The 20,262-nt window shown below is 63.0% G+C and carries 14 protein-coding genes; 6 read left to right on the forward strand and 8 right to left on the reverse strand.

Going from position 1 to position 20,262, the window contains the following annotated elements:
• The first annotated feature begins 291 nt into the window (after positions 1-291).
• Complete coding sequence (gene hisN / locus M1D34_RS00790; RefSeq protein WP_498780218.1) at positions 292-1,071, forward strand: histidinol-phosphatase; 780 nt, start codon at positions 292-294, stop codon at positions 1,069-1,071.
• Here hisN and M1D34_RS00795 read toward each other — a convergent pair.
• A complete protein-coding gene (locus tag M1D34_RS00795) occupies positions 1,068-2,051 on the reverse strand; it encodes an alpha/beta fold hydrolase (RefSeq protein ID WP_003531142.1) in 984 nt (327 codons plus the stop codon). The genes hisN and M1D34_RS00795 overlap by 4 nt on opposite strands.
• A 374-nt stretch (positions 2,052-2,425) precedes the next feature.
• On the opposite strand from M1D34_RS00795, the gene M1D34_RS00800 reads away from it, so the two are divergent.
• The gene (locus M1D34_RS00800) at positions 2,426-2,887 is read left to right on the forward strand and encodes an Hsp20 family protein (protein WP_003531141.1); all 462 of its coding nucleotides are present in this window, start codon (positions 2,426-2,428) and stop codon (positions 2,885-2,887) included.
• A 107-nt stretch (positions 2,888-2,994) separates the two neighbouring features.
• On the opposite strand, the gene M1D34_RS00805 is transcribed toward M1D34_RS00800, so the two are convergent.
• Genes M1D34_RS00805 through M1D34_RS00825 form a run of 5 tightly spaced genes read right to left on the reverse strand, consistent with a single transcriptional unit; the run spans position 2,995 to position 8,956 of the window.
• Entirely contained in the window at positions 2,995-4,509 is a 1,515-nt protein-coding gene (locus M1D34_RS00805; RefSeq protein WP_498780221.1) for an ABC transporter substrate-binding protein, read from the reverse strand.
• An 18-nt stretch (positions 4,510-4,527) separates the two neighbouring features.
• A complete protein-coding gene (locus tag M1D34_RS00810; protein WP_498780223.1) occupies positions 4,528-6,231 on the reverse strand; it encodes a dipeptide ABC transporter ATP-binding protein in 1,704 nt (567 codons plus the stop codon).
• Positions 6,228-7,079: an ABC transporter permease gene (locus M1D34_RS00815; RefSeq protein WP_107608384.1), complete on the reverse strand. Its 852-nt coding sequence runs from the start codon at positions 7,077-7,079 to the stop codon at positions 6,228-6,230. Before M1D34_RS00815 ends, M1D34_RS00810 begins: the two co-directional genes overlap by 4 nt.
• Positions 7,076-8,014 (reverse strand): ABC transporter permease, encoded by a 939-nt coding sequence (locus M1D34_RS00820; protein WP_010970213.1) that lies wholly within the window; start codon positions 8,012-8,014, stop codon positions 7,076-7,078. Before M1D34_RS00820 ends, M1D34_RS00815 begins: the two co-directional genes overlap by 4 nt.
• Before the next feature lie 51 nt (positions 8,015-8,065).
• Positions 8,066-8,956 carry a proline iminopeptidase-family hydrolase gene (locus tag M1D34_RS00825; RefSeq protein ID WP_498780226.1) on the reverse strand — a complete coding sequence of 297 codons (891 nt, stop codon included), beginning with the start codon at positions 8,954-8,956 and terminating at the stop codon, positions 8,066-8,068.
• A 124-nt stretch (positions 8,957-9,080) separates the two neighbouring features.
• Here M1D34_RS00825 and M1D34_RS00830 point away from each other — a divergent pair, with 124 nt between their 5' ends.
• Together M1D34_RS00830 and M1D34_RS00835 are read left to right on the forward strand one after the other, a co-directional pair.
• Positions 9,081-9,863 carry a LuxR family transcriptional regulator gene (locus M1D34_RS00830; protein ID WP_028009818.1) on the forward strand — a complete coding sequence of 261 codons (783 nt, stop codon included), beginning with the start codon at positions 9,081-9,083 and terminating at the stop codon, positions 9,861-9,863.
• A gap of 53 nt (positions 9,864-9,916) precedes the next feature.
• On the forward strand, positions 9,917-10,840 hold the full coding sequence (locus M1D34_RS00835) for a proline iminopeptidase-family hydrolase (protein WP_027992141.1): 924 nt from the start codon (positions 9,917-9,919) through the stop codon (positions 10,838-10,840).
• 30 nt (positions 10,841-10,870) lie between these two features.
• Here M1D34_RS00835 and M1D34_RS00840 read toward each other — a convergent pair whose 3' ends face one another.
• Together M1D34_RS00840 and M1D34_RS00845 are read right to left on the reverse strand one after the other, a co-directional pair.
• Entirely contained in the window at positions 10,871-11,866 is a 996-nt protein-coding gene (locus M1D34_RS00840; protein ID WP_027992140.1) for a bile acid:sodium symporter family protein, read from the reverse strand.
• 234 nt (positions 11,867-12,100) lie between these two features.
• Positions 12,101-13,147 carry a threonine aldolase family protein gene (locus tag M1D34_RS00845; protein WP_153314358.1) on the reverse strand — a complete coding sequence of 349 codons (1,047 nt, stop codon included), beginning with the start codon at positions 13,145-13,147 and terminating at the stop codon, positions 12,101-12,103.
• 577 nt (positions 13,148-13,724) lie between these two features.
• Between M1D34_RS00845 and gltB the strand changes: the two genes are divergently transcribed.
• Entirely contained in the window at positions 13,725-18,449 is a 4,725-nt protein-coding gene (gltB, locus tag M1D34_RS00850; RefSeq protein ID WP_498780229.1) for a glutamate synthase large subunit, read from the forward strand.
• Positions 18,450-18,549: 100 nt separating this feature from the next.
• Complete coding sequence (locus M1D34_RS00855; protein WP_498780231.1) at positions 18,550-20,007, forward strand: glutamate synthase subunit beta; 1,458 nt, start codon at positions 18,550-18,552, stop codon at positions 20,005-20,007.
• The last annotated feature ends 255 nt before the right edge of the window (positions 20,008-20,262 follow it).

The raw sequence follows: 20,262 nt of genomic DNA on the forward strand, positions 1-20,262 counted from the left end.
AGGCTTTTGAGCGCCCGGCGGCGGAACGCTGCTCAAAAAGAACCGCGCCAGCGGCGCGGTCAAGTCTAGGGAGGAAACACCCAAGGAGGGTATTTGCAGCCACGAGTGACTGCAGAAAAACTGTAATGCTGCGGTGCACAATTGTCAAGATTCGAAGATGCAGACTTTCGTATCGGTGCAGGGTGCGCTCTTTCGACATGCCCATTCAGCGACTGCCGGCGCCGGTCCGGTCGTTGCCTTTCCCTGAATTTCGTCTATTCAGATCGAACCTCCTCCCTCGCAGAGAGCGACATGCTGCCCGACCGTACTTTCTTCGACCGTCTCGCCGACGCCGCCAAGGCCGAAACCATGCCGCGCTTTCGGGTTGGCACGAGTGTTCTCAACAAGCTCGAAGGCGGCTTCGACCCGGTGACGGAAGCCGACAGGTCGGCTGAGGCGTCGATCCGCGCGCTGATCGAGAGCAGCTTTCCGGAACACGGCATTCTCGGCGAAGAGCACGGCAATATCGGTCTCGACCGCGAACTCGTCTGGGTCATCGACCCGATCGACGGGACCCGTGCATTCATCTCCGGCCTGCCGGTGTGGGGCACGCTGATCGGCCTCTACCGGAACGGCAAGGCCGTCATGGGGCTGATGGACCAGCCCTTCACCGGCGAGCGTTTTTTCGCCGACGGCGAGAAGGCGCTCTATCGGGGACCTGACGGAGAGAGGGTGCTCGCCACGCGGCCCTGCCATGCGCTTTCGGATGCCGTTCTGTTCACGACATCCCCGCACCTCTACACGGGCGAGCTCAAGGAGCGCTTCGAGGCATTGCAGGAGAAGGTGCGGCTCTTCCGCTACGGCTGCGACTGCTATGCCTTCGCGCTGCTTGCAGCCGGCCATGTCGATCTCGTCGTCGAATGCGGCCTGAAGCCCTACGACGTCGGCGGGCTCATTCCGCTGATCGAGCAGGCGGGCGGGTTCATCACCGACTGGCAGGGCGGGCCGGCGGAAATGGGCGGCGAAATCATCGCTGCCGGCAGCCGCGAATTGCATGCGCAGGCGCTTGAGGCGCTCAAGGGTCGGGTTTAAGCCTCTTCCAACTGTCGCGGCAGGGACGCGGGGTCCTCCGCATCGGCGCCCGGCAGAAAGGCCAGGATCGCGGCCATCGCCTGGGCGCGATAGCGGTCGGCCTCCTGCAGGAGTTCGTGCCGCGCGCCGTCGATCGGGATCAGATGCCCTGCACGGAAATTGCTGGCCAACCGCTCGACCGGGAGATACGGCACGAGCTTATCGGCCGTCGGGGCGAGTATGACGGCCGGTATGGTGATCCTCGTCAGATGTTCGTGCTTGAGGACGCGCCGGATCGTTCGGAAGGCTTCGCTCAGCCAGCGGGCCGTCGGCGGTCCGACCCGCAGTTGCGGACGCGCATCGATGAGCGCCAGGTTGCGGGCGTAGCGCCGGTCGTCCGCGGTCAGAACATTGCCCCTAAAAGGGGTACCGTTGCCTTTGTCGGAACTCAGCGCCAGCCTACCGAGGCCGATCCAGCGCATGACCGTCGCGATCGCTGCGATACCCCGTTCGCCGATCGCCTGGCCCCCCAGACCGACGAAGGGGGCAAGCAGCACCATCCGGTCGATGCGGCTTGCGAGCATGGGAGCGAGCGACAGGGCGACGAGCGCCCCCATCGAATGGGCGACGATCGAGAAGGGCAGGCGGGTGTCGGGAAGGACGATCTCATCGAGAAAAATCGTCAGGTCGCGCTCGTAATCGGTGAAATCCTCCACATGGCCGTGGGTCCATTGCGGCGACAGCCGCTCGGAGCCGCCCTGTCCGCGCCAGTCGAAGGTCGCGACCCAGAAACCGGCCGCCATGAGATCGCCGATCGTTTCGAAGTATTTCTCGATCGACTCGTTGCGACCCTGCAGCAGGACGATGGTGCCGCGAATGACCGGGGCCTTCGACCTGAACACCGCGTAGCGGATCTTGCGGTTGCGGGCTCCGTCGAAAAAGCCAACCACCGGATCGCCCGGCATCGGATTTTCCGGCATGGAATGAAGGAGCGTGGTCATGGGGCGTGGGCCAGAAGGAACATGCAAGTAGGGATAGGCGGCGGCCCGCCACCCGTCAAAGAAAAAAGCCGGAAACGGTGGATGAAATCCGGACGATCACCGTTTCCGGCCGCTGAAGGGAGAAGGGACATGTCACTTCAGCCCTGGGAAGACCCAGTGTCTCCTTTCTAGCCCACGGCGGCTGAACGACGACCGAACCCCTCGTTCATCTATTGTTCAGGATGCGCTGGCGGCATTCCTCTTGAACTCGTGCGCGGGCATTCCCATGTCTTCTCCGCGGGCGCCGAAGAAGGGTCCGTTCACCGGTCGAGCCACAGCCGGAACGGGGTGGCAGGCCAGATATCGCAACCGTTGCTCTTATGGAGGACGACATCATGCGTCATTTTGATTTTTCTCCCCTCTACCGCTCCACTGTCGGCTTCGACCGCCTGTTCACCATGCTCGATAGCCTTGGTCAGCCGGATCAGTCGCAGACCTATCCGCCCTACAACATCGAACGCACCGGCGAAAACGCCTATCGCATCACCATGGCCGTTGCCGGTTTCGACGAAAGCGAGCTTTCGGTCGAAGCGCGCGAAAACACGCTGACGATCAAGGGCGAAAAGAGCGAAGAGAAGGGTGAGGAAACCCAGTTTCTTCATCGCGGCATAGCCAAGCGCGCCTTCGAGCGCCGCTTCCAGCTTGCCGACCACGTCGAGATCAAGTCCGCTTCGCTGAAGAACGGCCTGCTCCACGTCGATCTTCTGCGCAATATCCCGGAAACGGCCAAGCCGCGCCGGATCGAGATCACCGCGGCGGCTTCGCAGCCGAAGCAGATCGAGGCGCAGACCGCCTGAGTCCGGAAACAGGATCGAAAGAAAGACGGCGCCCGAAAGGGCGCCGTTTTTGCTGCAGGAAAACCCCTGGCGTTTTCCGGGAATGCCTGTGACCGGCTAGCTAACCGTCAGTTCTTCACCGTGTCTTCCAGGAAGAATCGGCCGAGCGGGTTCTGGTAGAAGTTCTCGATGTTCTTGCGCGATACGTTCAGATAAGGGCTGTAGTATAGGTCGATCCAGTGGACGTCATCCTTCGCCGTCTTCTGAATATCGACGTACATGGCCTCACGCTTTGCCGGATCGAGTTCCAGACGTGCCGCTGCGACAAGCTCCTTCACCTTTTCGCTGTTGTAGCGGGTCATGTAGTTCATATTGGTGTCATGGCCGAGCACGAAGGTGGTCTTCTGGTCCGGATCGAGGACGTCGTTTGTCCAGTACATGACCGAGATATCGTAGTCGCCGGCGACCAGCATGTCCCAGCTCTGGCTCGCGTCGACCTTCTGCAGATTGACCGTGACGCCCGCCTTGGCAAACTGCTGCTGCAGCAGCACCGCGATCTGCTCGTCGACCTCGTTGCCCGCGTTTACGACATAGTTGAGCGTCAGGTCGGATGCCCCCGCCTCGGCCAGCATCGCCTTGGCCTTCTCCGGATCGTAAGGATACTGGTAGTTGGCGTCGTAGTGATAGAGCGAGCCCTTTGGGATGTAGGAATTTGCGACCGTGCCGATGCCGAACGTGACCGTGTCGACGATCGCCTTCTTGTCGATCGCCATATCCAGGGCCTGGCGCACTTCCTTTTTGGCAAGCATGCCGTGCTCATGGTTGATGAGCAGATGGTCTTCGCGGGTCGAGGTGTCGATGTGGACCGTGAGGTTCGGGTCCTTCTTCAGCTCCTCGACGCGCGAGAACGGGACGAAGATCGCTGTGTCGAGCTGGCCGGCCTGCACGTTCAGCATGCGCGTGTTGTCGTCCGGAACGGAAATCCATTCGACGCCGTCTAGTTTCACACGATCCGCCTGCCAGAAGTTCGGATTCTTTTCGAGGATCACCCGATCGCCGCGCCGCCATTCCTTGACGGTGAACGCGCCGGACGATGCCGTCGGCAGTTCGGCGAAAGCGTCCTCGCCAGCCTCGACGGCTTTCTTGGAAAGCACCGAGACGTTCGGAAGGGCAAGCGTCGACAGGAAGGGTGCGGAGGGCGTCGTCAACTTGACGACCAGAGTCTTTGGATCGGCCGCCTGGGCGGTTTCGATGATCTTGTAGCTGTCGCTCCACAGAGAGCCTTCGTGGTCGCGTATGCGCAGCAAGCTGAAGGCGGCATCCTCGGCCGTTATCGGCGAGCCGTCCGAGAACTTCGCGTCGCGGATCTTGAACGTGTAGGTCAGGCCGTCATCGGAAAGGGTCCAGCTTTCGGCGAGCCCAGGCTCCAGCTTGGTGCCGGTCTTGTCCACGCGGACAAGCACGTCGAAGACGTTGGAGAACACCCAGTTGTCGACGTTCTGGGCCGACTTGATCGGATCGAAAGTCGTTGAATCTTCGCGGCGGCCGATGGAGAGGATACCGGCGGCCTCCGCGTAACCGGCACTCAGCATCAGGGCGGCTGCGAAAGCGGCCCGGCCGATTTTGTTCCACCTTTTGGTCATCGTTCGTTCCCTTCGTTATTATGGCAGGCGTTTGACGGACTGGATCGGCTCCACCGGCGGCGCATCGGTATGGCCGAGTAATGACCTGTCGGGATCGATGTCGGGGATCGCGGCGATCAATGCGGCGGTGTAGGGATGTTTCGGCCGGGAGAAGACGTCCTCGGAGCGGCCCTCCTCGATGATCTCTCCGCGATGCATCACCACGGTGCGTTCGCACAGGTTGCGCACGATCGCGAGGTCATGGGCGATGAAGATCAGCGTGAGGTTAAGGTCGCGGGCGAGCTTGCGGAAGAGGTCGACGATCTGCGCCTGGATCGTGACATCGAGTGCTGCGACGCATTCGTCGGCGATAATCAGTCTCGGGTCGACGGCAAGGGCACGGGCGATGCCCGCCCTCTGGCACTGGCCGCCGCTCATGCTGCGCGGTTTGCGATGGGCGAATTCGCGCTCGAGGCCGACAAGGTCCAGCAGCTCGCCGATGCGTGCCGGAATGTCGGCTCCGCCGATCTTTTTCTGCACTTTCAGAACTTCAGCAAGAGTCTGGCCGATGGTCAGGCGCGGGTTCAATGCATTGAACGGATCCTGAAAGACCATGGCGGACTCGTGTCGCAGCCTGGTGAGACCCGCACCCCTCTGCTGAGAAAGATCGATACCGTCGAAGCTGACGTGACCGCCGGAAATCGGCGTCAGGCTCAGCATGGCGCGGGCAAGCGTACTTTTGCCGCTGCCGGATTCGCCGACGATACCGACCGTTTCGCCGGGCATGATCCGCAGGCTGATCCCCGAAACGGCGCTGACGGTCCTGGCGTTCTTTCCCCTGAAAAGGCTGCCGCCCGACGGGAAGCGCACATGCAAGTCATCGATCTCCAGAAGCGGCCTTGTCGCTCCATGTGAGGGCGCTGGGAGACTGGTGGCGGGGAGCACCGCCTCGGGCATGGATGGATGGCTGTGGATGAGGCGAACTGTATACGGGTCCTGCGGTGCGGACAGGATCGTCCGTTTAGGACCCTGTTCCAGCAGCTTTCCGCCGCGCATCACGGCAATGCGGTCGCAGGTCTGCGCCACGATGCCGAGATCATGGGTAATGAGGATGATCGACAGGCCGCGCCTGTCGCGGATGTCCATCAGGAGTTTCAGGATCTGCGCCTGGATCGTCACGTCGAGGGCGGTGGTCGGTTCGTCGGCTATGAGGATTTGCGGACTGCAGGACAGTGCCACGCCGATCATGGCCCGCTGACGCATGCCGCCGGAAAGCTCGTGCGGGTAGCTGTCGTACTGGCGGACGGGTTCAGGGAACCCGATCTGCCCCAGTATCTCGACCGCTGCCGCCCGCGCATCGCGGCCGCCGAGGCCCTGATGGTAGCGGATGCCCTCGGCGATCTGGTCGCCGATGCGCATGACCGGGTCGAGGTGGCTGGTCGGGTTCTGGAAGATCATGCCGATCTCGGCGCCGCGCACCTCCAGCATCTCGGCGTCGGTGACGGCCGTGAGGTCGCGCCCTCCGAGGAGAACCGCACCGCCTTCGATCTTCAGCAGGGATGATGGCAGGAGGCGAACCAGCGCGCGGCAGAACAGGCTCTTGCCCGATCCGCTTTCGCCGACGAGGCCGAGGATCTCGCCCTTGGCGAGGTCGAGCGAGATGCCATCCAGCAGCGTGCGCGTCTCTCCCTGGAGATGCGCCTTCACGGTCAGGGCGCGGACAGACAGGACGGCGGCGCTCATTCGTGCACTCCGAGCAATTCGCCGAGCGCGTCGCCCAGCATGCTGAAGCCGAAGGCAAGGCTGACGATCGACAGCCCGGGAAACAGCGTGATCCACCAGGCGGTGGTGATGAAGCTCTGGCCCTCCGCGACCATGACGCCCCATTCGGCAACCGGCGGCTGGACGCCGAGACCGAGATAGCTGACGGCGGCCCCGCTCAGCAGCACCAGGACGGCATCCGACATGGAAAAGACGATCGAGCCGGCAATGGCATTGGGTAGCAAGTGCCGGAACATGATGCGGAAGCGGCCGAAACCGAGGCTGACGGCGGCGACGGCATAGTCGCTGTTCTTCAGAACGAGAATCTGTGCCCGGATCAACCGGGCATATGAAACCCATCCGACCAGCGCCATGGCGATATAGAAGCTGCCGAGGCCCGGACCGAGAATGGCGATGATCGACAGCATCAATACGAGGAATGGAAAGGCGAGGATGATGTCGACGAGGCGCATGAACAGCGCGTCTACAATGCCGCCGAAGAAGCCGGCGATGGTGCCGACGATCGTTCCTATGACGAAGGGGAAGGCGACGCCGATCAAGGCGATCTGCAGGTCGATGCGTGTGCCCCAGATGACGCGTGAAAGGAGGTCGCGGCCGAAGTTGTCGGTGCCGAACGGATGCAGAAGCGACGGCGGCTGCAAGCGGGCTGCGCCGTTCTGCAGGATCGGGTCATAGGGGGCGACGACGGGTGCGCCGATCGCCAGCAGCAGGAAAAACAGCAGGATGCCCGCGCCAATGACGAGGGCCAGCCGCCGGCCGAAGAGCAACCGCCAGCCGGCCGGCGACGAGGACACCGTACCGGCGCTCATAGTTTCACCCTCGGATCGACGGCGACGGTGACGATGTCGGCGATGAAGTTGACGAGCACAGTGGCGCAGGCAAACACCATGGCGACACCCTGCACGACCATGTAGTCGCGCGAGAAGATGGCGCGTACCAGCAACTGTCCCATGCCCGGCAGGGCAAAGACGCTTTCGACCACGACCGTGCCGCCGATCAGCCAGCCGATGTTGACCGCCAGAAGGTTGATGGTCGGCACCAGCGAATTCGGAACGACATGCCGCCAGAAGACGATGCGCTCAGGCATGCCGCGCGCGCGGGCGGCCGTCGCCACGTCTGATTTCAGGGACTCGATCATTGCCGCGCGCAGGCTGCGAACCAGCACCGTCGACAGGGAAAGAGCGACCGTCAGGCTCGGCAGGATCAGATGGGCGAGCTTGTCGCCGAAGGTCGCCCCGTAGCCGGACACCGGCAGCACGTCCAGTTTGACGCTGAAAAGGATCATCAGCATCAGGCCGAGCCAGAACGGCGGAAACCCGATGCCGAATGTGGAAACAACCCGGACGATATGGTCCGGCGCCTTGCCGGAATTACGCGCTGCAAGCGCCGCCATGGGCACGGCGATGAGAACCGCCAGAACGACGCTCGACAGCACGAGCGCGATGGTCGGCTCGACACGTGTGGCGATAAGCTTCAGGACATCGATCTTGTAGAGGATCGACTTGCCCATCTCGCCATCGGCAAGATTCTTCAGAAAGTAGAAATATTGCTGCCACATCGGCTCGTCGAGGCCGTACTGGGCGCGGATCTTGGCGATGGCCGACGGGGTGGCGCGGGCTCCGAGCAGGTTGCGCGCCGGATCGCCGGGGATGAGCCGCACCAGAATGAAGGTTATGATGCTGATCCCGAAGATGACCGGCAGGAACTGCAAAGGTCGAGTGAGAACGAACCTATAGCGATGCATGGCGATGCCCGCGCCTCCGTCTTGTTCGGATGTCTCTCGCCATGTTTTGCATCAGTTCGGCCTGTGCCGCGACAGGAAATCGATCAGCGCAGGATAATAGTCCGCGGGGTTCTCGTAGAACGGCATGTGGCTTGCATTGGCAAAAACCCTGAGCTCGGCATCCGGGATGGCCAGCTTCATCTTCAGCGCGCAGGCCGGCGTGAGCTCGTCGTGTTCTCCCGTGGTGATCAGCGTCGGCACCTTAATGCCGGGGAGGTCGGGAATGCGGTTCCAGTCCTTGAGATTGCCGATGTAGAGAAACTCGTTCGGGCCTTGCATCGTGCCGTAGGGACCCATGTTCCAGTCGTCCAGGGACCGGCGTACCGGTGCGGGCCATTCCGGCAGGCGGCACACATGGCGATAGTTCAGGATGGTGATGGCAGCCATATATTCGGGATGATCGTATGTGCCCTGCGCCTCGTGCTTCTGCATCATGGCGACGGTCTCCGGACCGAGCGCGGCGCGCAGCCGCTCAAGCTCGGTGACGAGGTGCGGCATGTCGGCGACCGTATCCTCCAGGATCAGCGTCTGCAGGTTTTCCGGGTATGTCAGCGCGTAGTCGATCGCCAGCCAGCCACCCCAGGAATGGCCGAGCATGTGCACCTTGCCGAGCCCCAGCGCCTTGCGAACAGTTTCGGTTTCCTCGACATACCGGCCGATCGTCCAGAGCGAAGCATCGGTCGGGCGGTCGGAGGCGCCGGTGCCGAGCTGATCGAAGGCGACGACGCGATAGCCCTCGTCGATGAGGCACGAATGGGCTTCGCGCAGATAGTCACAGGGTAGCCCCGGCCCGCCATTCAGGCAGAACAAGGTCTCCGGGCCCGAACCGAAGCTGTAGGCCACCACCTTGTAGCCATCGACTTCGATTTCGTGTCGCGCCTCCGGCTCGATATCACGCCACATTGACCGCCCCGGCAAAGAAACTGCTTGCTCAATAATTGAGCACGGCTAAATTTTATCCGAAACGCCAGTCGGCGCCCAGCTATAAGAAGTGATAGGTTGGCCAGTGACCGGACCGGAGACAAGGATGTTTGACGAACTCGGGACGATCAGGAACCAGTTCACCGCGCACGACACGCTGGATGGCCGTATCGACCAGGTGTTCGAGGCGATGAAGTCGATCGGCTTCGAGGCTCTGATCTACGACTATACGCCGGTGCCCCGCGATCTCGACGGCACGATCATGGTCCCGTCGCTGCTGAAACTTCGCAACATCTCGGAGGACATGCACGACTACTGGTTCGATCGCGGCTATTTCCGCATCGATCCCGTGCAGCAGGTGGCGCTGCGCACGTCGACGCCGTTCTTTTGGAACTATGATCCCGCTGCGGACACGCTGATCAGGCGCTTCATGAGCGATGATACGGCGCCTGTCGCCCGTTACCTGAGCGAACGGGACATGTCGACCGGCGTCACCGTTCCGGTCCACATGCCGCGCGGCGACTATGCGACCGTCACGGGTGTGCGTTTCGGCGGCAACCGCGCATTCGAGGGGCATGCGCTGCGGTACATCGCCGATTTCAACCTGCTCGCCCATGTGTTTCACGAGGCGGCCTATTCGCTGTTCGACGCGCAGGCCTTCAGTGCCGGCACCGCGAGGCTGACGGAGCGGGAGCGCGAATGCCTTCGCTATTCCGCCGAGGGCCACTCGGCCAAGGAAATTTCCCGTATCATCCACCGCTCTGTGCCGACTGTCGTCATGCACCTCAACGCCGCGGCCAAGAAACTCGGTGCGAAGAACCGAACCCAGGCGGTTGTGCGCGCCACGCACTACCGCCTGCTCGAAGAGCGCCCATCCTATAACTTGTGATAGCTGCCACGGCTTGAAACCCCGCGTTATGTTGCCTCCGTTGTCCGTCAGACATGGAGATGCACGTGGCCGCCGTCGCGTCGAAGGAAGCCTTCCTGCCCTTTCGCGAATACCAGACCTGGTATCGCATCACCGGTTCGCTCGGCAGCGGCAAGCTGCCGCTCGTCGTTGCCCATGGCGGACCGGGCTGCACCCATGACTACGTGGATTCCTTCAAGGGGATCAGCGAGATCGACGGACGCGCCGTCATTCACTACGACCAGCTCGGCAACGGCAACTCCACGCGCCTTCCGGACAAGGGCCCGGATTTCTGGACGCCCGCCCTGTTCCTCGGGGAACTCGACGCGCTGCTGAAGCATCTGGGCATCCAGGATCGCTATGCCTTTCTCGGACAGTCCTGGGGCGGCATGCTGGGTGCGGAACATGCGGTTTTAAAGCCTGCGGGGCTGAAGGCGCTGGTCATCGCCAATTCGCCAGCCAACATGCATACCTGGGTGGCGGAAGCCAATCGCCTGCGCGAGGAACTGCCGCAGGCGGTTCAGAATACGCTGCTCAGGCATGAGCAGGCCGGCACGATTACCGATCCGGAATACATCGCCGCCTCTCGCGTCTTCTACGACCGCCATGTCTGCCGCGTCACGCCGTGGCCGGCGGAAGTCGCGCGCACCTTTGCGATCATGGACGAAGATAATACGGTCTATCGCAACATGAACGGCCCGACCGAGTTCCACGTAATAGGTACGATGAAGGACTGGACGATCGAGGACCGGCTGATGCGGATCGAAGCGCCGACCCTCTTGATTTCCGGAAAATACGACGAAGCCACGCCGCTCGTCGTCAAGCCGTATGTGGATCGCGTGAAGGGCTGCGAATGGGTGCTGTTCGAGCATTCCAGCCACATGCCGCATGTGGAGGAGAAGGCCTTGTGCCTGGAAACGGTCTCTCGATTCCTGTCATCCCACGATACCGAGGCTTGATAAGGAGACGCGCCGTTTCGTTTGTGCTCTTCAGGTGAGGGTAGCCGGGACAGCGGTTCCTTCGAGCTCTGCCGCCTTGGCGGCATAGCGCTGGGCAATGACCGCACAGGCCATCAACTGAATCTGATGGAACAGCATGACCGGCAGAACGATCATGCCGATGTTCTGCCCGGCGAAGATCGCGCTTGCCATCGGAATGCCGCTCGCCAGGCTCTTCTTCGATCCGCAGAAGGTGATGGCGATTTCGTCCGCGCGGTCGAACCCGAGCAGCCGGCTACCGAATGTGGTGGCCGCCAGAATAAGCGCGAGGAGGACGATCTCGATAGCGATGAGGATCGTAAGGTCGCTCAGCGTGAAGGCGTGCCAGAGGCCGGCCGTGACGGCCTGGCTGAAAGCCAGGTAGACGACCATCAGGATCGAACCGCGGTCGACCGGCGCGAGCAGTTTCTTGCGGGCGCGAATCCAGTCGCCGATCCAGGGCTGCAGGATCTGGCCTGCGACGAAGGGGGCAAGCAGCTGCAGGAGGATCTGTTCGATCGCGTCGAGCGATACGCCGCCATGTCCGCCGGCCGAGAAGATGATGCCGACGAGAAGCGGCGTCAGGAACACGCCCAAGATGTTGGAGGCCGATGCGGCGCAGACGGCTGCCGGAACATTGCCGCCGGCCATCGACGTGAATGCGATCGACGACTGTACCGTCGAGGGCAGAACGCAGAGGAAAAGGATGCCGGTATAGAGCGACGGCGGCAGGATCCATGGCGGGACGAAACCGATGAGGAGTCCGATGAGCGGGAAAAGGGCGAAAGTCGAAAAGAGAATCGCAAGGTGCAGCCGCCAATGCAGGAAGCCGGCAATGACGACCTCGCGCGAAAGCCGTGCGCCATGAAGAAAGAAGATCAGGCCGACACCCAGCTTTGTCGCGATTGCGAACCAGGCCGCGGCGGTACCGTCGATGGGCAAAACCGCTGCGAGAGCGACTGTCAGCATCAGGAGGATGGTAAAGGTGTCGGGGAGATAACGGCGCATGGTGCTTGCCGTGTAAGCCCATCCGGAAGCCGGATGCAAGCCCTAGATCATGTTCATGTTTTTAGGTCGGGTCGACCTAAAAACATGAACATGATCGATTCCAGGAAAGTTGAGACGCCGGATGCGGGCGGAAAACTGCACACATTTTTCCTCATCCCGCTCTATCGGCCGCGATACGCGGCGCATTCGAACGATTTCATGCGGCGCGCTTCGATATCTGCCGTGCGGCCCGCATCAGCAGGCGGCGACGAAACGGTCGACGTCCTCGGCGCGGGTGGCGAAGCTGGTAACCAGGCGATAGAGCCCTTCGTCTTCCGCGAGGCTGCCTTCGAGGTCGTGCGGCACTTCCCAATCGTAGAAAAGCGCGCCCTGCCGCTGCAGCCGGCCCGCGGCCTCCCGTTTCAGCACGACGAAGACCTCGTTGGCATCGGGCGCCCAGGCAAGCCGGCTCCCGGCCGAAGCGGTGATGCCGTCGGCGAGGCGCTGTGCCATCGCGTTGGCGTGGCGCGCAAGATCGAGCCAGAGATCGCCGGCAAGATAGGCGTCGAACTGGGCGGCGACGAAGCGCGACTTGGAGAAGAGTTGAGCCGAGCGCTTGCGCAGGAAGTGCATCTCCTGCGCCTTCGGAAGGTCGAAGAGCACCAGCGCCTCGGCGCACCAGCAGCCGTTCTTGGTTCCGCCGAACGAAAGCAGATCTACGCCACGCTTCCAGGTCATCTCGGCCGGTGTCGCACCAAGGCTGACCAGGGCATTGGCGAAACGGGCGCCATCCATGTGCAGCGGCAGTTTATGGGAGCGGGCGATCGAGCCGATCGTTTCGATCTGGTCGAGCGAATAGACGGTGCCGCTCTCGGTCGCCTGCGTCAGCGTCACCGCCATCGGCTGACCGCCATGGACGTTCTCCCTCGGGAACCGCCGAATTTCGGCCTCGAGCTTCGCCGGCTCCATCCTGCCGCGGGCGCCCTCGACCGGGCACAGCCTCGCGCCGTGCGAGAAGAACTCCGGCGCGCCGCACTCGTCGACGTTCACATGCGCTTCGCGATGGCAGAAAGCGATTCCGCCCGCCCGATTGGCGCTCGAAAGCGCAAGGGAGTTTGCGGCGGTTCCGGTGCCCACGAAGAATACCGCGACGTCCCTCTCGAAAATCTCCGAAAATCTCTGTTCCACCCTCCGGTCGAGTTCGCTCGTGCCGTAGGCGGAAGCATAGCCCTGCGCATTCGTGACCAGACTTTCGGCAATCGCCGGATGGGCGCCGGCCCAGTTGTCGGAGGAGAAGATCATCTGAAGCTTACCCTGTTTACATCGAGCCACGCGGCGCGGAGAGGCGCGCCGGCGCGACCATAGCCGAGTCCCGTCGGCAAGCAAGCGGCTGCGCTTAACTGTGCCTGCCTTGAGTGCCAACCGGAGACCAGTTTGAAACCAAAGTAAAGAAAGTGCCCGGTACCGGTAATTAAATTTCAAAACCGCGCAATTTCCGGCAATGTTCGGCAAAATCTCTCGCATTATTTGCGGCCGAGGCCCTTGCGAAGGGGGGCGGTTTCTGGCATAGAGCGCATGAAATAGGACAGGTTTGCTGTCCTATTTCGGTCTAGGGGCCGGAACAATCGCCGGAAGCACCGTGAAAAGCGGCAGCCGGCGTGAAGCGCGAGGGGGTTTCGCCGGATTTCATCCGGTCGTTATTCCTTGGCGTCAGTATGGTCGCGGACATCAGTGCCTGACGCGGCCGCGCTTCATTTGCGACCTGATCAGGATCATGCGACGATAATGCCCGGTTTGCCGCCGTGCGAAAAGCGCCATGCGGCAACAGCGTGCGGGCCGCGTTATGCCCGGAATTCCCGGGTTCAACAGGAGGGAAAAGATGACGGATCATTCGCCATCACGACAGATTGGGCTCAACCTCGCACAAGACGCTGCGACGGCTGTGAAAACGCCCGCATTCCCCTCCGGGCTGCCGCGAAAACAGGGGCTCTACGATCCACGGAACGAACATGATGCCTGCGGCGTCGGCTTCGTCGCCCATCTCAAGGGCGAGAAGTCGCATCAGATCGTGCGCGATGGCCTCTTCATGCTGGAAAACCTCACCCATCGCGGCGCGGTCGGTGCCGACCCGCTGATGGGCGACGGCGCGGGCATTCTCGTCCAGATCCCCGACCGCTTCTTCCGCGAGGAGATGGCGAAGCAGGGCGTGACCCTGCCGAAGGCGGGCGAATATGCCGTCGGCTATCTCTTCATGCCACGCGACGAGGCGCTTATCGCCCACTTCAAGGAGGTGATCAGCGAGGTCGTGGCCGAGGAGGGCCAGATCGTGCTCGGCTTCCGCGACGTGCCGGTCGACAATTCGTCTCTCTCCAAAGCGCCCGACATCGCCGCGACCGAGCCGCACCATGTCCAGGTGTTCATCGGCGCTGGCCGGGAGGCCGCGAGCAGCGACGAATTCGAACGGCGGCTGTTCACGCTTCGCAAGGTGATCTCCAACCGCATCTATGCGGAAGCCGATGGTGGCGATCTCGGCTTCTATATCGTGTCGCTGTCGACCACCACCATCGTCTACAAGGGCATGTTCCTCGCCTATCAGGTGGGTGCCTATTACAAGGACCTCGCCGACGAGCGCTTCCAGTCGGCCGTCGCACTCGTGCACCAGCGCTTCTCGACCAACACCTTCCCGTCCTGGAAGCTCGCGCATCCGTATCGCATGGTTGCGCATAACGGCGAGATCAACACGCTGCGCGGCAACGTCAACTGGATGGCCGCACGGCAGGCTTCCGTTTCCTCGCCGCTCTTCGGCGACGACATTTCCAAGCTCTGGCCGATCTCCTATGAAGGTCAGTCGGACACGGCCTGTTTCGACAATGCGCTCGAATTCCTCGTGCGCGGCGGTTATTCGCTCTCGCATGCCGTCATGATGCTGATCCCCGAGGCCTGGGCCGGCAACCAGCTCATGTCGCCGGAGCGCAAGGCCTTCTACGAATATCATGCGGCGCTGATGGAGCCGTGGGACGGACCGGCGGCGGTCGCCTTCACCGATGGGCGCCAGATAGGCGCCACGCTCGACCGCAACGGCCTGCGCCCGGCGCGCTACATCGTCACCAGCGACGACCGCGTCATCATGGCGTCGGAGGCCGGCGTGCTGCCGGTCGCCGAGGACAAGATCGTCAAGAAATGGCGGCTGCAGCCCGGCAAGATGCTGCTGATCGACATGGAAGAGGGCCGCATCATCTCCGACGAGGAGGTGAAGTCGTCGCTCGCCGGCAAGCATCCCTACCGCCAATGGCTCGACAACACCCAGCTGATCCTCGAAGAGCTGAAGCCGGTCGAGCCGCGGGCGCTGCGCCGCGACGTGTCGCTGATCGACCGCCAGCAGGCCTTCGGTTATACCCATGAGGACACGAAGCTCCTGATGTCGCCGATGGCGACGACCGGTCAGGAGGCGATCGGCTCGATGGGCACCGACACGCCGATCTCGGCGATGTCCGACAAGCCGAAGCTGCTCTATACCTATTTCAAGCAGAACTTCGCGCAGGTCACCAACCCGCCGATCGATCCGATCCGCGAGGAACTGGTGATGAGCCTCGTCTCGTTCATCGGTCCCCGCCCGAACATCCTCGACCATGAGGGGATGGCGCATGCGAAGCGGCTGGAAGTCCGCCAGCCGATCCTGACCAATGGCGACCTCGAGAAGATCCGCTCGATCGGCCATACCGAGGACCGCTTCGACACGAAGACGCTCGATTTCACCTACGACATTTCCCGCGGTGCCGAAGGCATGCTGGAAATGCTCGATCGTCTTTGTGAAAGGGCGGAAGCGGCAGTCAAGGGCGGCTACAACATCATCGTGCTTTCCGACCGGCAGATCGGTCCGGATCGCGTGGCGATCCCGGCGCTGCTCGCGACCGCAGCCGTCCATCACCACCTGATCCGCAAGGGTCTGCGCACGTCGGTCGGCCTCGTCGTCGAGTCGGGCGAACCGCGCGAGATTCATCATTTCTGCCTGCTCGCCGGCTACGGCGCGGAAGCGATCAACCCCTATCTCGCCTTCGACACGCTCGTCGACATGCACAAGCGCGGCGAGTTTCCGAAGGAAGTCGACGAGAAGGAAGTCGTCTACCGCTACATCAAGGCGGTCGGCAAAGGCATCCTCAAGGTCATGTCCAAGATGGGCATCTCCACCTACCAGTCCTATTGCGGCGCGCAGATCTTCGACGCCGTCGGCCTTTCGTCCGCGCTGGTCGGCAAGTACTTCTTCGGTACTGCAACGACGATCGAAGGCATCGGCCTCGAGGAGATCGCTGCCGAAACCGTGGCGCGTCACAAGGCTGCCTTCGGAAGCGATCCGGTGCTTGCCAATACGCTCGACATCGGCGGCGAATATGCCTTCCGGATGCGCGGCGAAAGCCATGCCTGGACGCCGGACGCCATCGCGTCGCTGCAGCATGCCGTGCGCGGCAATGCCGAGGACCGCTATCGCGAATTTTCCGCGATGATGAACGAGTCTGCGAGCCGCATGAACACGATCCGCGGGCTATTCACGATCAAGGGAGCCGAGGAGGTTGGCCGCAAGCCGATCCCGATCGAAGAGGTCGAGCCGGCTGCGGAGATCGTCAAGCGCTTCTCGACCGGTGCCATGTCCTTCGGCTCGATCAGCCGCGAGGCGCATACGACGCTCGCCGTCGCGATGAACCGGATCGGCGGCAAGTCCAACACCGGCGAAGGCGGCGAGGAGAGCGATCGCTACCTGCCGCTGCCGGACGGCTCGACGAACCCCGAGCGGTCGGCGATCAAGCAGATCGCCTCCGGCCGCTTCGGCGTCACCACCGAATATCTGGTCAATGCCGACGTTCTGCAGATCAAGGTGGCGCAGGGCGCGAAGCCCGGCGAAGGCGGCCAGCTGCCGGGTCACAAGGTCGATGCGACCGTCGCCAAGACGCGGCACTCGACGCCGGGCGTCGGTCTCATCTCGCCGCCGCCGCATCATGACATCTATTCGATCGAAGATCTGGCGCAGCTGATCTACGATCTGAAGAACGTCAACCCGGAGGCCGATGTCTCGGTCAAGCTGGTATCGGAAGTGGGTGTCGGCACCGTTGCGGCCGGCGTCGCCAAGGCGCGCGCCGATCACATCACCATTGCCGGCTTCGACGGCGGCACCGGTGCTTCGCCGCTGACCTCGCTGAAGCATGCGGGTAGCCCGTGGGAGATCGGCCTTGCCGAAACACAGCAGACGCTGGTGCTCAACGGTCTGCGCTCCCGCATCGCGCTGCAGGTCGATGGCGGCCTGAAGACCGGCCGTGACGTCGTCATCGGAGCGCTGCTCGGCGCCGACGAATTCGGCTTCGCGACCGCGCCGCTGATCGCGGCCGGCTGCATCATGATGCGCAAGTGCCATCTGAATACCTGTCCTGTCGGCGTCGCCACCCAGGATCCGGTGCTCCGGAAGCGTTTCAAGGGGACGCCGGAGCATGTCGTCAATTACTTCTTCTTCGTTGCAGAGGAAGTGCGCGAGATTCTCGCATCGCTTGGCGCCAGACGGCTCGACGACATCATCGGGTCCTCGGATATGCTGGACCGCGACCGGATGATCGAGCACTGGAAGGCGAGGGGCCTCGACTTCTCGAGGATCTTCCACAAGGTGGAGGCTCCGAAGGAAGCGACGTATTGGACGGAGCGCCAGAACCATCCGATCGACGACATTCTCGACCGCAGGCTGATCGAGAAGGCGAAGCTCGCCCTCGAGACCAAGGTGCCGGTCGCCTTCGAGGCCGCGATCAAAAACGTCGACCGCTCGGCCGGCGCCATGCTTTCGGGCGCGCTTGCCAAGCGCTGGGGCCACAAGGGGCTGAAGGACGATACGATCCACGTGACCCTCAAGGGCACGGCGGGCCAGTCCTTCGGCGCGTTCCTCGCCCGCGGCATCACGTTCGATCTCGTCGGCGACGGAAACGACTATGTCGGCAAGGGGCTTTCGGGCGGGCGCATCATCGTCCGGCCGCCGGAGAACGCGCGGATCGTGCCGCACCAGTCGATCATCGTCGGCAATACCGTGCTTTACGGCGCGATTTCCGGAGAGTGCTACTTCAACGGCGTCGCCGGTGAACGCTTTGCCGTGCGCAACTCCGGTGCGATCGCGGTCGTGGAAGGCGTCGGCGATCACGGCTGCGAATACATGACCGGCGGTGTCGTCGTCGTTCTCGGCGGCACGGGCCGCAACTTCGCCGCCGGCATGTCGGGCGGTGTCGCTTACGTGCTCGATGAGGAGGGCGACTTCGCCCGGCGCTGCAACATGGCCATGGTCGAGCTGCAGCCGGTTCCGGAGGAGGACGACATGCTGGAGAAGCTGCATCACCACGGCGGCGACCTCATGCACAAGGGCATGGTGGACGTCTCGGGCGACATGACGCGCCACGACGAGGAACGCCTCTACCAGCTCATCTCGAACCACCTGCACTATACGGGTTCGGTCCGCGCCAAGGAGATCCTCGATCACTGGGCGGATTACCGGCCGAAGTTCCGCAAGGTGATGCCGGTAGAATACCGCCGCGCGCTCGAGGATATGGAGCGCATGAAGATGGCTGAAGCGGCCGAGTAACCGGCCCTCGTGAAAACGGCTCCCGGCCCGATCGGGTTCAGGGGGCCATCACGCGCGCTCGAGGCGCGCCTGTTGAGATTGAAGATGTCAGGATCATAAGATGGGCAAGGTTACTGGGTTTTTGGAGATCGACCGGCAGGTGGCGAAGTACCAGCCGGCATCCGACCGCATCCGCCATTTCCGCGAATTCACCATTCCAATGTCCGATCAGGAAGTGCAGAAGCAGTCCGCTCGCTGCATGGACTGCGGCATCCCCTATTGCCATGGGCCGACCGGGTGCCCGGTGCACAACCAGATCCCCGACTGGAACGACCTCGTCTATAACGGCAATTGGGACGAGGCGATCCGCAACCTGCACTCCACCAACAACTTCCCGGAATTCACCGGCCGCGTCTGCCCGGCGCCCTGCGAGGAAGCCTGCACGCTGAACCTCGAGGACGTGCCGGTGGCGATCAAGACGGTCGAGCAGGCGATCGCCGACAAGGCCTATGAGATGGGCTATATCGTGCCGCAGCCCGCCGTGACCAAGACCGGCAAGAAGGTCGCGGTCATCGGCTCCGGGCCGGCCGGCATGGCGGCTGCCCAGCAGCTGGCGCGCGCCGGCCACGAGGTGCATGTCTACGAACGCGAGTCCAAGCCCGGCGGGCTGCTGCGCTACGGAATCCCGGACTTCAAGATGGAGAAGAACTTCATCGACCGGCGTGTCGAGCAGATGCGGGGCGAGGGCGTGACCTTCCATTGCGGCGTCAATGTCGGTGTCGATGTCGCGGTGCAAAAGCTCGTCGATGAAAACGACGCCGTGCTCTATTGCGGCGGCTCCGAGACGCCGCGCGACGCCGGCATTCCCGGCGTGGAGTTCTTCGGCGTGCACGACGCCATGCCTTATCTGGTACAGCAGAACCGTCGCATCGGCCGCGAGAACATCGACAGCGTGGGCTGGCCGTCCGAGCCGATCCTCGCCGGCGGCAAGCACGTCGTCGTCGTCGGCGGCGGCGACACGGCATCCGATTGTGTCGGTACCGCCTTCCGCCAGGGCGCCGTCAAGGTGACGCAGCTCGACATTCGTCCGCAACCGCCCGAGAAGGAAGACAAGCTTGCGGTCTGGCCCTTCTGGGCAACGAAGATGCGCACCTCCTCCAGCCAGGCCGAGGGCGCTGTCCGCGAGTTCCAGGTCGCGACGCTCGAGTTTGTCGGCGACGAGGACGGCAATCTCACCGGCGTCAAATGCTGTCAGGTCGACGAGCGCCGCAAGCCGATCGCCGGTACCGAGTTCATCATCAAGGCCGATCTCGCCTTCATCGCGATCGGTTTCCGTGGTCCCTTCGCAGACAGCGTGCTAAAGGATCTCGGCGAGAAGCTGACGGTCAACACCGACCGCCGCGGTTCGACCAATGTCGTCGCCAACGAGCGCGACTACAGGACTTCGGTCGACAAATTGTGGGCGGCAGGCGACATTCGCCGCGGCCAGTCGCTCGTCGTATGGGCGATCCGCGAAGGCCGGCAGGCGGCACGCGCGATCGACGAGGCGCTGATGGGCTCGACGGTGCTGCCGCGGTAGGGCTGCCTAGGGCACAGCCCCCGCCTCCCGCAAGCGGGAGGCAGCCTGTGGCACGGGCGCCCCTCATCCGCCTGCCGGCACCTTCTCCCCGTTTGACGGGGAGAAGGGACTCGCGGCACACTCTCAAGTCCCCCTCTCCTCTTGTGGACCGCAGCGGGTGAGAGGGAGCGAGCGTGCACCGCTTGCCCCTTCGCCCCGCCTGCGGGGAGAAGGTGCCGGCAGGCGGATGAGGGGCAGAGGCGGTGTTCCCGGCGA

It is taken from the genome of Ensifer sp. D2-11 (genome assembly GCF_054161295.1).

Bases quoted from the DNA above. Each gene is read 5' to 3' on its own strand.
- hisN (WP_498780218.1), top strand. From the start codon at position 292: ATGCTGCCCGACCGTACTTTCTTCGACCGTCTCGCCGACGCCGCCAAG.
- M1D34_RS00795 (WP_003531142.1), bottom strand. From the start codon at position 2,051: ATGACCACGCTCCTTCATTCCATGCCGGAAAATCCGATGCCGGGCGAT.
- M1D34_RS00800 (WP_003531141.1), top strand. From the start codon at position 2,426: ATGCGTCATTTTGATTTTTCTCCCCTCTACCGCTCCACTGTCGGCTTC.
- M1D34_RS00805 (WP_498780221.1), bottom strand. From the start codon at position 4,509: ATGACCAAAAGGTGGAACAAAATCGGCCGGGCCGCTTTCGCAGCCGCC.
- M1D34_RS00810 (WP_498780223.1), bottom strand. From the start codon at position 6,231: ATGAGCGCCGCCGTCCTGTCTGTCCGCGCCCTGACCGTGAAGGCGCAT.
- M1D34_RS00815 (WP_107608384.1), bottom strand. From the start codon at position 7,079: ATGAGCGCCGGTACGGTGTCCTCGTCGCCGGCCGGCTGGCGGTTGCTC.
- M1D34_RS00820 (WP_010970213.1), bottom strand. From the start codon at position 8,014: ATGCATCGCTATAGGTTCGTTCTCACTCGACCTTTGCAGTTCCTGCCG.
- M1D34_RS00825 (WP_498780226.1), bottom strand. From the start codon at position 8,956: ATGTGGCGTGATATCGAGCCGGAGGCGCGACACGAAATCGAAGTCGAT.
- M1D34_RS00830 (WP_028009818.1), top strand. From the start codon at position 9,081: ATGTTTGACGAACTCGGGACGATCAGGAACCAGTTCACCGCGCACGAC.
- M1D34_RS00835 (WP_027992141.1), top strand. From the start codon at position 9,917: ATGGAGATGCACGTGGCCGCCGTCGCGTCGAAGGAAGCCTTCCTGCCC.
- M1D34_RS00840 (WP_027992140.1), bottom strand. From the start codon at position 11,866: ATGCGCCGTTATCTCCCCGACACCTTTACCATCCTCCTGATGCTGACA.
- M1D34_RS00845 (WP_153314358.1), bottom strand. From the start codon at position 13,147: ATGATCTTCTCCTCCGACAACTGGGCCGGCGCCCATCCGGCGATTGCC.
- gltB (WP_498780229.1), top strand. From the start codon at position 13,725: ATGACGGATCATTCGCCATCACGACAGATTGGGCTCAACCTCGCACAA.
- M1D34_RS00855 (WP_498780231.1), top strand. From the start codon at position 18,550: ATGGGCAAGGTTACTGGGTTTTTGGAGATCGACCGGCAGGTGGCGAAG.